The sequence below is a fragment of the bacterium genome (assembly GCA_021158245.1).
Taxonomy (GTDB): Bacteria; Zhuqueibacterota; QNDG01; order QNDG01; family QNDG01; genus QNDG01.
Genome location: JAGGVB010000049.1, coordinates 21,226 through 35,456 on the forward strand (window position 1 = coordinate 21,226; position 14,231 = coordinate 35,456).

Annotated in this window: 8 protein-coding genes; all 8 read left to right on the plus strand. The window is 37.9% G+C overall.

Annotation, left to right across the window (positions count from 1 at the left end):
* The first annotated feature begins 109 nt into the window (after nucleotides 1-109).
* The 8 genes from J7K93_02730 (at nucleotide 110) to J7K93_02765 (ending at nucleotide 13,439) form a co-directional block, all read left to right on the plus strand.
* A complete protein-coding gene (locus tag J7K93_02730) occupies nucleotides 110-1,882 on the plus strand; it encodes an SUMF1/EgtB/PvdO family nonheme iron enzyme (GenBank protein MCD6115905.1) in 1,773 nt (590 codons plus the stop codon).
* Between the two features lie 34 nt (nucleotides 1,883-1,916).
* Nucleotides 1,917-3,635, plus strand: a complete 1,719-nt coding sequence (locus J7K93_02735) for a carboxylesterase/lipase family protein (GenBank protein ID MCD6115906.1) — start codon at nucleotides 1,917-1,919, stop codon at nucleotides 3,633-3,635.
* A 458-nt stretch (nucleotides 3,636-4,093) separates the two neighbouring features.
* A complete protein-coding gene (locus J7K93_02740) occupies nucleotides 4,094-5,656 on the plus strand; it encodes a T9SS type A sorting domain-containing protein (GenBank protein MCD6115907.1) in 1,563 nt (520 codons plus the stop codon).
* 54 nt (nucleotides 5,657-5,710) lie between these two features.
* A complete protein-coding gene (locus J7K93_02745; GenBank protein MCD6115908.1) occupies nucleotides 5,711-6,862 on the plus strand; it encodes a hypothetical protein in 1,152 nt (383 codons plus the stop codon).
* A gap of 80 nt (nucleotides 6,863-6,942) precedes the next feature.
* The gene (locus J7K93_02750; GenBank protein ID MCD6115909.1) at nucleotides 6,943-8,877 is read left to right on the plus strand and encodes a glycoside hydrolase family 127 protein; all 1,935 of its coding nucleotides are present in this window, start codon (nucleotides 6,943-6,945) and stop codon (nucleotides 8,875-8,877) included.
* A gap of 42 nt (nucleotides 8,878-8,919) precedes the next feature.
* Complete coding sequence (locus J7K93_02755) at nucleotides 8,920-10,266, plus strand: right-handed parallel beta-helix repeat-containing protein (GenBank protein MCD6115910.1); 1,347 nt, start codon at nucleotides 8,920-8,922, stop codon at nucleotides 10,264-10,266.
* A 176-nt stretch (nucleotides 10,267-10,442) separates the two neighbouring features.
* A complete protein-coding gene (locus J7K93_02760; protein ID MCD6115911.1) occupies nucleotides 10,443-11,966 on the plus strand; it encodes an ADP-ribosylglycohydrolase family protein in 1,524 nt (507 codons plus the stop codon).
* A 471-nt stretch (nucleotides 11,967-12,437) separates the two neighbouring features.
* Nucleotides 12,438-13,439, plus strand: coding sequence for a multidrug DMT transporter permease (locus J7K93_02765; GenBank protein MCD6115912.1), 1,002 nt, complete (start codon nucleotides 12,438-12,440; stop codon nucleotides 13,437-13,439).
* The last annotated feature ends 792 nt before the right edge of the window (nucleotides 13,440-14,231 follow it).

Sequence of the window (14,231 nt, forward strand, 5' to 3'; positions counted from 1 at the left end):
ACCACAAATGATGGCTCAAGAACGCACTTTTTATGATCCAGCCACTAATGAATATACAGTAGATAAGTATTTAAAGGAAGTTACGTCTCGATATGGAGGGATCAATAGTATTCTTATTTGGCCAACCTACCCTAACATTGGTATTGACAATAGGAACCAATTCGATTGGATTCGATTAATGCCAGGAGGGTTAAATGGTGTAAGGGATATGGTAAGACAATTCCATAAATATGGGATTAAAGTGTTGCTTCCCTATAATCCATGGGATATAGGGACGAGGAGAGAACCAGTATCTGATCAAACTGCTTTTGCAAAAATTTTGGCTTATACTGAAGCTGATGGAATAAATGGGGATACAACACCAGGTTTGGGGATTTCATGGAGAGCAGAATTTGATAAAACCGGTAGAAGCCTTATTATTGAGCCAGAGCATGAATCTGATGATAAGTATCTTGAATATGACCATATGGGCTGGGCTTATTGGGATTATCCATTTATTCCCACCATTAGCAGACAAAAATGGATAGAACCGAGGCATATGATTCATGTTTGCAATCGTTGGGCTCAAGATCACACAAATGATCTACAATTTGCGTTTTTTAATGGAGTGGGATTTGAAACCTGGCAGAATGTGTGGGGAATTTATAATGGGATGACTCCCCGTGCTGCTGAAACAGTCAAAAGAATCACAAAGACGGAAAAGTTCTTTTATAAATTGCTGACTGGCCCTAATTGGGAACCTCATTACCCTGTTTTAAACCACGGTGTGTTTGCAAGCAAATGGTCAGGGGCACGTCGTATTCTATGGACAATAGTAAATAGGAATGATTTCGATGTGGATGGGAATCAAATTAAGATTGCCTATAAAAAGGGAACAAGATATTTTGATATTTGGCACGGTTCAGAGTTGAAACCAACTATTACGGGAAAGAATGCTGTTTTATCTTTTGGAATTGAACCGAAGGGATTTGGAGCAATCTTAGCTATAGATCATGCTGCAGTAGATCAAAATTTACAGAAGCTTTTATCAGATTTCAAAGAGTTGAGTAAGATAAAATTGATGGATCTTAGTAATGAATGGAAACCTCTTCCACAAAAAATAGTTGAGATTAAACCTACTCTAAGCGCAAAGAAAACACCAAAAGGAATGATAAAAATCCCAGGCACAAAATATGTAATGGAAATCAATGGGATTGAGATTGAAGGTGGTGAGAATCCCGGAGTAGACGTCCAGATGCCCGGTGAAAAAATAGCACGTAGGCACCACAGATTTGTTGTAGATATTCCTGCATTCTTCATTGATAAATATCCAGTAACAAACAGACAATTCAAAAGATTTATGAATGCTACACATTACGCACCATTAGATACTATTAATTTCCTGAAAGACTGGAAGAATGGAGCATATCAAAAAGGATGGGGTAACAAACCAGTTACTTGGGTAGATATTGAAGACGCAAGAGCATATGCAAAATGGGCAGGGAAAAGACTGCCCCACGAATGGGAATGGCAATATGCTGCACAAGGTAAAGATTGCCGTCTCTATCCCTGGGGAAACAATTGGGATGATTCTGCAGTGCCCATTCCAGACAAAGGACACAATTTAAGAGGGCCCGATGATGTGAATGCTCATCCAAAGGGGAAAAGTCTGTTCGGAGTAGAAGATATGGTTGGGAATGTCTGGCAATGGACCGACGAATATGTCGATACCCACACAAAGGCGGCAATTCTTCGTGGCGGGTCTTATTATCAGCCTCAGGGATCATATTGGTACTTCCCTCAGGCTTATAAGCTCAATCAGCACGGCAAATATTTGTTAATGTCGCCGGGACAAAACAGAGCCGGTACTGTGGGATTCCGGTGTGTAAAAGATGCAAAATAACGGAGTGGAAAATATTTTAATATATTGAATCTATATATTCGTCTCCAAAGTGGGGATCAACGAAAAGAAAAACTATTTATTAAGCTACGAGATAATTAATAATGAAGAGGTAACAGTGAAAGTACTAAATAAAATCATTCTGTTTTTTATGATTGTATTTTTCCTTGTCGCTGCCAATTGCCAAAAGAAAGACTCAGGTAAACCCCCCATGATTGCTGGTGCTGATATAGCCATCGCGCAGACTGAATATGGCAAAGTCAGGGGCTATATCCATAATGGCACGTTTGTCTATAAAGGTATTCCCTATGCAAAGGCAGAACGGTTTATGCCTCCTGTAAAACCCGATGCATGGGAAGGAATAAGAAGCTCCCTGTTTTGGGGGCCGGTCTGTCCAATGATGACATCACATTCAATGGAGCTGGATGAAGGGGAATTCTTATTCCAGCATGATTGGGGATATCCGAGCGAAGATTGTCTGCGTTTGAATATCTGGACACCTGGAATAAATGATGAAAAGAAAAGACCCATCATGGTCTGGATTCATGGTGGCGGATATGCCTATGGTTCATCTCAGGAGCTTCCATGCTATGATGGAGAAAGCCTTAGTAAAAAAGGTAATATAGTGCTTGTTTCTGTAAACCACCGCCTAAATGTACTGGGATTCCTGGATCTGTCCGCCTATGGTGAAAAATACAAATTTTCAGCAAACGCAGGTATGATGGATCTTGTAGCAGCGCTGGAATGGATAAGAGATAATATTGCTAATTTCGGCGGCGATCCAAATAATGTTACGATATTTGGGCAATCAGGCGGTGGCGGTAAGGTAGCTACCTTGTTAAGCGCACCTTCCGCCAAAGGTCTTTTCCACAAAGCCATTATTGAAAGTGGTTGGAATCCAGAATATCAGAGACAGGAAATAAGCCGGCGAATTGGCAGGGCTGTTGTTCAGGAGCTGGGTTTACAACCTTCACAAATAAACTCCATTCAGAAGATGCCCTATGCAGAACTTGCAGCTGCGACACAGCGGGCATTGAAAAAAATCAGGGAACAACTTACTGCAGAAGGTAATGAGCCTAAGGGATATAGCTTCGGCTTAATTCCTACTCTGGATGGTAATTTCTTGCCTTATGAGCAGAGCGATCCGAGAGCACTTTCTCTATCAAAAGATGTGCCTCTTATTATTGGTACTACTAAAAACGAGTTTATCACTTCAGCTTGGGTTGCACCTCGTATGAGAAATGCTCCCTTAGATAGTGTTAAAAGTTTCATTCAAAAGAAATATGGTGATAAAGCAGATGCCTACATTGAAGCAGTAAAGCAGGCTTTTCCCAAGGATACCAGGCCAACAGATTTAATAGATGTTGATATCATGTTCCGGCGGAGTGCTGTTAACTATGCAAATTTAAAAACATCTAACAGCAATGCACCTGTTTTTATGTACCTGTTCACCTGGCAATCCCCTGTCTTTGATGGGGATTACAAAGCAATTCATTGTATGGAGTTGCCTTTTGTATTCAATAATATCGGCCTTTGGGAGGAAATAACTGGAGGTGGAGAGGATGCTTATGCACTTGCAGACAAAATGAGTCAGGCATGGATAAACTTTGCCTGTTATGGTGATCCAAACCATAGAGGATTGCCAGAGTGGCAACCGTATACCAAGGAGAACGGCGCTACCATGTTCTTTGATAATGAATGTGTTGTACGCCATCACCATGATAAAGTACTCTTGAAGGTCACCGTCAGGGAATAATTGATAGTCAATAATGACGGGAAGAATGAATTGAAGTGAGATGTGTGCCATTGTTGCCATCCATTTCTGTTGGGTGATGAAGCGGGGTGTAGGGTTTGATTGGCTGAATGGTACACATTTATATCATGTATTACATTTAGAGCACGGTAAGCGTAGTATCCGTATAGTAATAAATGGCAAGAAGAATCATAAAACCTTCGGGACGGAATTAAAAATTCCCCTGGTGATTGTTTATATATGCAAATAATGTGATTAGTGCTTTGCCAACCACATTATTTTGGATAATAGGAAAGAATATTAGTTGTGTTGCTCAAAGATAATTTTGTAGATTCCATGTTAGAAAATGTTATGTATGAGAAGGGAGAACATTGGTAAAGTTGAATATACAAATTATGAATAGTGCAATTATAAAATGTACAATTCGCTGCTTGTCAATCTTATTCATTGCGATCTGTATTTTGAATGCAAATATCGTCTGGGCTCAAAAAACATACTACATTGATTCCAAAAATGGAGATGATAACTATAACGGACTTTCAATAAACACTGCATGGAAATCTCATACTATGGTTTCAACTGTTACTTTTCAGCCCGGTGACACCATTGCTTTTAAAAAAGGCTCTCAGTTTACCGGACCAATTCAGTTTACTGAATCAGGTACTGAACAAAATCCCATAACAATCACTTCTTATGGTGAAGGTGAACTTCCCCGGTTTACAAACCCTAATGATGAAGATTTGAATGGTAACTGTATTAGAATATCAGGAAGTTGGATTATTTTGGAAGGTCTCTATTTTCATGATACACCTCCAATCAACATGCAAGAAAATGATAGACTGAGAATATTTAAAACAGGTGCAGTAGTTAATTGGCATGGTGCTCAACATAACATTATTAGAAATAATAAGATTATAAACTGCACCCAGGGGATACAGTCAAATGCTGAATATACCCTGATAACGAAGAACTACATAGACGGGCCAGATAAGGCACTTTGGGACGCACCAGAGGACGTGTTTGATGGATGGGGACCAATAGGAATACATTTATGTATTGGAAATCAGGAGGTCTGCTATAACATAATAAAAAATAACTTAACCGAGAATAGTCCTTTTGGTCAGGACGGCGGTGCAATAGAAATTGACGATGGCAGATATCACAAGGACAATATTTATATTCATCACAATTATACAGAAGGGAATGCTGGTTTTATTGAATCAAGTTGGGGATGGGATTACAATCCGTATGTTCAGGAAGATCACCATTTAATAGTTGCTTTCAATATTTGTGTTGATGAGCAAGATTGGTTGCTTATGTGGGCACCATGTCATGACTGTTATTTTGATAATAATACAGTAATTAGAACCAGTACAAGATATGGTTCGGATGTTGTTGATATCCCCTTTCCTGGAATTCAATTTAGAAACAATTTGATAATATATACTAATTATGTCTATCGATTCAACGGTGCGAAAGGCATTATTACAGATAACAACTGGTATTTTAAGGAAAATGATCCTGGGGCTGTGCACTGGGATACACATCAGGCAGGAAGTGGTGATCCTGGCCTTGTTGATTTAGAAAATGGAGATTATCATTTAAAAAGTGATAGCCCCTTACGAGGAAAAGGTTCAAACTTGAGTGAGTATTATACAGTTGATTATGACGGCAAACCTCTTCCTAAAAATGGAGTATGGGATATAGGTGCTTTTCAGTTTCCGGAATTATCTCCTTACATTATAAAAAACTTTAAATTGCGACAGAACTATCCTAATCCATTCAATACAAGTACAATAATCAATTTTATTATTCCAAGAACTGATAATGTAACAATGGCTGTTTATAATCTTGTGGGACAAAAAATACGGACTCTGCTAAAAAATAAAATAGGTGCTGGAAACCATTTTGTTAGATGGAACGGAAAAGATAATAAAGGTAATATGGCTTCGTCCGGAATTTATTTTTATAGATTGGAATCTGGAAATTGTATTGAAACAAAAAAAATGATGTTAATACATTAATATCCAATTGAAAAACAGGGATATAGTATATTTTTTTTGAAAAGGAACTTAATTATGAAACATCGACTTTTATCAATCTCTGTGTTATTGCTCCTGAGCATATTAGGATGTTCCAGCCATTCCGGGAATAATGCGAAGGTGAAATCACTTGGACATATTGGCCGTAAACCGTTGCCTGTTATAGAAGTGCGGTTTTATTCAGAGTCTTTACAGCGTAATATGTTTATGAATGTTGTTTTACCCCGAAACTATAAACAGTCGGATGTGCGCTATCCCGTTCTCTACCTGTGCCACGGTTTGACTTCAAACTATCATGAATTTGAGTACGTGGGTGTGCCGGAATACCTGAATCGTTTCGATATGATAGCGGTCATGGTTGATGCGGGTAATTCATGGTATGTTAACTGGGCAAAGTCCGAAGATAACCAGCATAACAATTTCGCCGATTACATATGTAAAGATGTAATCAACTACGTAGACAAACATTATCGTACTATCGCTGACAGGAAAGGGAGAGCTATAAGCGGTATTTCAATGGGTGGCTTTGGTGCTATGTCACTGGGCCTCACGCATCCTGAACTTTTTTGTTCAATAGCCAGCCACAGCGGGGCACTGGAATGGGCAGCAAACCAAAGGAAGCGCATGGAAAAGGGTGAGAAACCATGGGTAATATGGAAACAAGTCCTTAAAGATACTGTGACACGCTACCGCGATATAGATATTTCAGGCTATTCGACTTTTGCTGAGAGAACACCGAAAGGTCAACCTTTCCTCAAACCTGAAGGTGCCGATGCCGTAGATCCCTTCAAACTGGTGCTGCAGATACCCAAAGACAAATTACCCCATATCTACCTGGATTGCGGTGTTGAAGACCACCTTATAACCTCGGCCCGCAAATTTATGCAATTGCTCCATAAAAACAATATTCCTTTTGTATACGGCCAGTCAGAAGGAATTCATGAAGAGGATTACTGGGGTCGCGAGTTATCTATATCAATGTCTGTACAGTATACCGTAATGCTGCGTAATATATGGGGTCATGAGTTTCCGCGTTACGACGCCTGGGCTAAAGGAGAACCTGAACCGGATAAGTGGATGGCAACAGATAAATATGAAAAGGATTTGAATGGAAAAGGTATGGGAATATATTGTTTTAACACAAAAGGAGAATTTAAGAATCTCAAGATTTATAAGATCGGTCGTTGAGACCCTGGCAATCATGAAATTATATACTCAGGACTGTACCCGATACGGAAGTATATAAAAATATTAAGGAACTTATGAGAATGGGAAAATTAAACAGTACTTTGATGAAGGTTAGGCTTAAGTTAATTTTTTTATTATTATTTGCCTTTCTAAATACGATCTTAGCTATAAGACCAACTTTCTCCAAATCAAAAACTCCATCGCAGTTAATAAAAGTCCTAATGGCTGCAAAATCACTTAAGCCACAAAAGATTGTGCTGAAAGGAATCATTGGCAAAGGAGCCGATGCCAGTTGTGAGGGAAGGTTAAAAACTCTCACTACATGGAATGATGGTAAACTATTAGCTATATTTAATAAGCAGTCATTAGATACCATTGGTACGGACTGGCTTGGTGAACATGTAGGAAAATGGATGTACACTGCTGCACGTGCTGCTAACAGAACTAATGACCCGACCCTCCTGGCTGCTTTGCGCAAAACAGCTGATTATCTTGTCAGTATGCAGGAATCTGATGGGTATCTTGGGACGTATGCACCAGCAGTGCGTTTTACGTCCGATATAAGAAAAAATTTTGATATGACCTGGGATATATGGGCCCACAGTTACCTTATTCTTGGATTTCTTGAAATCAACCGCTATTGGCCCAATAAGCGATATCTCAATGCAGCCATAAAAATTGGCGATTTATTGTATAAAACATTTTATAAAACAGGTAAAAGCGTGGCTTACAGAGGTAATCATTTTGGAGCTTCAGGAACTATTCTTTTAGAACCGATAATTGAATTATACATGCAGACTGGTGATCAAAAATATATTAATTTCGGCAAAGAAATTGTAAAACAGGTGGAGGCCCGTCCAGAGCTCCAACTTGTATCACGGATTCTTAAAGGAACTGATTTATCGAAAATTGGAGAAGGTAAGATCTACCAACTTTGTTGGAATTATGTAGGCATTGCTAAACTTTATGAGGTTACTGGCAATCCGGACTATTTAGAAGCTGTGCAGAAGGCATGGCAAGACATTGTGGACTACCATCTTACTCTTGGTGGCGGCCCCTGGGGCGGCATTGGCAAACATCATGAATGTTTCAACAGACAAGGCTATTGGAGCCCTTATGGGTTTGTTGAGACCTGCAATACTATGTCCTGGATTCAGTTGAATCGGGAGCTTTTCTTAATTACAGGTGAAGCTAAATATACAGATATGATTGAAAAAACAGCTTATAACGCACTTTTGGGTGCACAATATCCTGATGGAGAAGGTTGGTGTTATTTTTCTTTTCCGAATGGGAAAAGACACCTTGCCCTTTACAGGGCCTGCTGTAGGTCAAGTGGCGCTTTAGCTCTGGAAGAAATTTCACCATTAGTATTCACCAGAATGGGGAAAGGTTTATCTGTCAATATTTACACCGAAAGTGAAGGAAATATAACTCTGCTGACTGGTGAGAATGTTGAAATTATACAAAAAACCGACTACCCATTTAATGGCAAAGTAAATTTGGTTATCAACCTCAAAAAACAGACGACATTCCCTCTATTTCTTAGAATTCCTGATTGGGCAGATGAAGTCGATGCTGCAATTAATAATAAACCAATAAACAAAAATATTGTAAAAGGAAATTACCTGAAGTTCCTCCGGGAATGGAAACGAGGTGACAAAGTAGTATTAAATTTTCCGATGAGATTACACATTCATAAAAAGATTGAAAGGGAAGTATATCGAAGTAAAGATATTTATAGAATTGATTGGGTAGCACTTACTAGGGGACCGTTGGTTTATGCTACCAATGGGTTAATTGATGGTAAAGAAAGAGAAAAATTATTTAACATAACGGAAGGAATAAATCCTGAGAAATTATTTTCTGCCTGTCCAACACCATCCGGATTTAATGGACCAGCTTTTCAGCTTACTTTGCCAAATAAAAATCCAATTATGTTTTTACCTTACTATGAAGCTGGAGGAAGATTTGCAGGGAGATGGCGTTTAACGTGGCTCCAGACTGCTGTACAATAGAATAGGAAACCCGATACAAGGATTTCAAAGGAGAGCTAAATCATGGATATAAAAAGAGGCTTTATATTGTTTTTATTTTCACTTCTCTTTACCTTTACCAATAGCAAGGCAGGACAAACCGCCTTTTATTTAGCCTCTAATGGAAGCGACATAAATCCTGGTACAAAGGCCTTACCCTGGAAAACAGTAAAACCTTTAAATAACCGTAAATTTGCCTCAGGAGATACTGTATTCTTTGCACGAGGCTCTAACTTTAAAGGCGGATTTGTTATTACCAGCTCTGGTAAACCAGGAAAACCGATTGTATTCACAGCTTATGGCAATGGCCCAAAACCAATCTTTACTAACCCAGGTTATGACAATCTTAATGGCAATGCTATTCAGGTCAAAGGCAGTTATATTGTGATTGATGGTTTGTATTTTTATAATTGCCCAAAAAGTCCGGTATGTGAAGATATCCGTACGCTTGGGGCTATATTTATTGCTTTAGGAGCTGACTACAATATTGTAAAAAATTGTGAAATGACTAAGACTCCCGTAGGCGTACAGACCTATGGTCAGTATACCCTGATCACGCATAACTACATTCACGACAATAATGTATCTATTCGCCCCCATTGGGGGCCTATATGTGTTGTTGTATGTACCTCAAACAACGAAGTATCCTATAATCGTTTCGAGAATTACTCTGCTCCGAGTAATGAGTATGGGCATGACGGCGGTGCGATAGAGATTAATGACAGGGATTACCCTAAGGAGGATATAGAAATCCACCACAACTATTCCTATCGCAATCAAGGTTTTATTGAATTTGTTGGCAGAACCAAACAAAACAACATGATAATACATCATAACGTCTGTGAGGATTATCAATCTTTCATTGGCTTTACTGGTCCCTGCACTAACATAAGAGTGGAAAACAACACAGTCATTCGCATACTGGCGCATGAACGCCCAGACTCAGAGGACGTTACTTTCTGGTTTTACTATACTAATTCTAATATTACTATCAGAAATAATATTTTTGTATACGATCCTTCCAGAGTCGAAGGGATATTTTCAAGGGGCAAATTTCCTCATGATCATAATCTATATTACAGAATTGATAACCCAAAAATTTTTGATCAAGCTAATTACTCCGCATATATGAGACTCACCCTTGGAGGAGGAGCTTCTCTCGGAAAGGGGGATAAAATTGGCAATCCTCTTTTTGTCGATTTTAAGAATAATGATTTTCATCTTAAGGCAGGCAGCCCTGCAATTGATGCTGGATCTGATTTAAGTTATAAACTGGATTTTAACAATAATCCAGTTCCGGTGGGAAAGTCTCCTGACATTGGAGCATTTGAATATCAGTACGGGAAAATTTTACATTTTTTGAAACTTTAATCTTTTCCCTAAATTAATATTGCCCAGCAAAAAGATTTAGACTTTTACATTTTGCTGGAACACTATCAATAAAAAAGGAGGTTGTTGACAAAGGTAAAGAAAAAGATCATTTATTTATTCGATTGTTTCATTAATTCTTAATCTTTATAAGGAGGCTATTTATGAAAAGGCAAAAAATGTTTTTCTTCGTTTCATTGATTTTATTGTTAACAAATTTTAATTTAGCTAACAGTAAAACTTTTAAAATTTCCAAGGAAAAACTACAAGATAAAATAAAAGGTGGTTGGGCAGGGCAAACTATTGGTTGTACATTTGGCGGGCCAACAGAATTTCGACACAGGGGTACAATTATTCAGGATTACCAACCTATTCCATGGTATGAAGGTTATTTGAAATGGTATTATGACAACGCACCAGGATTGTACGATGATATTTATATGGATTTAACTTTTGTTGATGTATTTGAAAAAGAAGGCCTGGATGCGCCAGCAAGCTCTTTTGCAAAAGCATTTGCTAATGCGAGATATATGCTCTGGCATGCTAACCAGGCAGCTCGTTACAATATTTTACACGGCATTATGCCACCCGAATCTGGAAACTGGCTCAATAATCCTCATGCCGATGATATTGATTTCCAGATTGAAGCTGATTTTGCTGGTTTGATGAGTCCGGGGATGGTAAACACTGCTTCGGGAATATGTGATAAAGTTGGTCACATTATGAATTATGGGGACGGTTGGTACGGAGGAGTTTATGTAGCTGCTATGTATGCGTTGACTTTCGTATCAGATGATATACATTATGTGGTTGAAGAGGCATTGAAAGTAATTCCGGAAGAAACTAAGTATGCAAAATGTATGCATGATGTCATAAAATGGTATAAAGAAAATCCAAAAGATTGGAAGAAAACGTGGTTTAAAGTTCAGCGAAAATGGTCGGAAGATGTAGGGTGTCCTGAAGGTGTTTTTGACAGTTTTGATATTGATGCCAAAATCAATTCAGCATGGATTCTGATTGGATTATTGTACGGCAACGGGGATTTTGGGAAAACTATTTCAATAAGCGCCCGTTCTGGAGACGATTCAGATTGTAACCCAGCAAGTGCAGGCGGTATATTGGGGTCATTGTTAGGATATAAAAATATTCCCAAATATTGGAAACAAGGTTTAGCGGAAGTGGAACCTGTTGATTTTAAATATACTACTATTTCGCTCAACGATGTTTACAAGTTGTCTTTTAAACATGCTTTAAAAGAGATAGAACGTAATAAAGGCAAAATAGACGGTGATATGGTGACGATAAATTATCAAGAACCAAAGCGTGTAAAATTAGAAATTGGATTTAAAGATCACTATCCAATAAAAAGACAACACCTTAACGTCAATCTAAAAGACGAAACCTCATTCAAATTTAAAGGTATTGGATTCGCCGTAAATTACCCCTGGGGTGGTGGCCTGATAAAAAAAGGGGATAAAGATTACACTTTTAATGTTGCAATGTATATAGATGGTAAAAGGATTGAAGTTTCTGAATTGCCAACAAATTTCACTATACGAAAATATACACCTTTCTGGAAATATCAATTGCAAATGGGTGAACATACTGTGCGTCTAAAGGTTTTAAACCCAACTGACAAAGCTGAACTTCATCTTGGGGATGTGATTATTTACAGTAATAAACCGTCAAAGCCAAAATATTAAAACATTATAAATGAACTGAGATTGTATTGATGAAGATGAAGGAAATATTCAATTTGAAAAAACTACATGAATGTTTTATTATTTATCCTTTTTCCTGGTTGTTGGTTCTACCAATCTACGCTCAATCACTTCTTATAGTTACACCAGAAGAAGTTGGATTGTCCTCGAAATGGTTGGGTTGATGGCGATGAATCACTCTAATGGAGAGTTCGAACCAGGTTATGGATTAGACCTGGATCTCAGTATTCGCGTAAACGTGGCACAATCGAATATAATCGATTCAGAATGTAATCTTGAATGGCCTGGTTCTGCTGATAATTACTTATAAATTGATACAGGTGATGAGTTGATAAGTGATTTGCTGCCTTAGTTTTTTGGTTATAGTCCTATTGGAAGTAGTCTAAGGTGGTAGTTTATCAGTCTATAGTTAATTTAATGGTATAAATGTAATATATAAAAAAGGAGGGGAAAATGTTTATTTTACAAAGCTATCTACCGGCAGTTATTTTTTGTTTCATAACTATGTTAGCTTGGGGCTCATGGGCCAATACTCAAAAATTGGCAGGTAGAGAGTGGAGATTCGAACTATTCTACTGGGACTATGTTATTGGAGTCGTTTTGCTATCTGTAATTTTTGCTTTTACATTGGGTAGCATTGGAACTTCGGGAAGAAATTTTATACAGGATGTTGGGCAGGCCGATTTCTCAAACCTTCTATCGGCAATGATTGGCGGAGTTATTTTTAACGCTGCCAATATCTTGTTAGTTGCTGCGATCGCAATTGCTGGAATGTCTGTAGCATTTCCTGTTGGAATCGGTTTGGCATTAGTTCTTGGGGTTATTGTGAATTACATTGCTGCACCTCTGGGTAATTCTATTATCCTGTTTTCAGGAGTTGCTCTTGTTGTTATCGCAATAATTATAGATGCTTTTGCCTACGGAAAATTACCGAATAAAACAAAGGGTGTAACCACAAAAGGATTACTTCTCTCTGTCTTATGTGGGATTCTAATGGGATTTTTCTATCGTTTTGTGGCGAGATCCATGTCAACAGATTTTGTCAATTTAGAGCCGGGTAAATTGAGTCCTTACACCGCAGTAGTATTCTTCTCAATTGGGTTACTAATCAGCAATTTCCTTTTCAACACTTTAATAATGAAAAAACCCTTTGTAGGGAAACCAGTTCCAATTTCTGCATATTTTAAGGGCGGATTGTCCATCCATTTAATTGGTATACTTGGAGGCATCATCTGGTGTGTTGGCATGTCTTTCAGCATAATTGCTTCTGGTCAGGCTGGTTTTGCTATTTCGTATGGATTAGGACAGGGAGCTACCATGATCGCAGCTCTATGGGGTGTTTTTGTCTGGAAGGAGTTCAAAGAGGCCGCTCCTGGAACGAATAAATTATTGGCATTTATGTTTATATTTTTTATTGTTGGCTTAGGTTTAATTATAACTGCACGAGTAGTTTGAAAATTTTTGGCAAAAAGTTCTTTCTCTATTTTTTGATAAAAGGTACTGTTAATAACTTTGGTTATACTTTTAATTTGACACCTGTGAATTTTTCTATGTTCGGTACCGCATACATTAAAGGAGATATCGACCATTGGCGAGTGTGATTAATTTAGATGAGTTTATTCAAAATTTGCTGGGCCATAGGTGGATATGATTAAGAAAACAATATACTATATCTTGTAAATGTGGAAAAATATATTCAGCAGATGTCTTTAATTTTGTCCCTTTGGTTCCAGTTAAGTCTGGAACCAAAGGGTAGTAAAATGCAACCGTGAATACAATTGATGATAACCGTTGTCCGAATCAGGGATCATCCACTCGAATAAATGATGACCACGGATATTATCATTTTATACATACTATTTGGAGATAGGCTAAATATTATCCTGACAATTGTCCTGAGTAGTATTAAGTGTAGAGATGAAAGCATTGTTGTTAATATTATTTATGAATAAACAATAATTGGTTATAATGCTACAATTATAATCTAATTGAATATTTATATACAGAATCCATGCTGCTATTTTAATGAAAAGTAGCTCAAAAAACAGGAAAATTAAAAATTAATTGAAAGCAGTTTTATAATATTCTGATAACTTTTAACCATAGAGAGGATAAAATGGAAAAACCGAAAATTGTAGTTGTGGGAAGCTCCAATACTGATATGGTTATTAAACTTGGCTGGCTACCTAAACCAGGTGAAACCATACTCGGTGAAGAGTTCATCATGGCCGCAGGAGGAAAGGGTGC

Excerpts from the sequence above, each read along its gene's own strand:
- J7K93_02755 (MCD6115910.1), top strand. The coding sequence starts at position 8,920 with ATGGATATAAAAAGAGGCTTTATATTGTTTTTATTTTCACTTCTCTTT.
- J7K93_02750 (MCD6115909.1), top strand. The coding sequence starts at position 6,943 with ATGGGAAAATTAAACAGTACTTTGATGAAGGTTAGGCTTAAGTTAATT.
- J7K93_02765 (MCD6115912.1), top strand. The coding sequence starts at position 12,438 with ATGTTTATTTTACAAAGCTATCTACCGGCAGTTATTTTTTGTTTCATA.
- J7K93_02760 (MCD6115911.1), top strand. The coding sequence starts at position 10,443 with ATGTTTTTCTTCGTTTCATTGATTTTATTGTTAACAAATTTTAATTTA.
- J7K93_02745 (MCD6115908.1), top strand. The coding sequence starts at position 5,711 with ATGAAACATCGACTTTTATCAATCTCTGTGTTATTGCTCCTGAGCATA.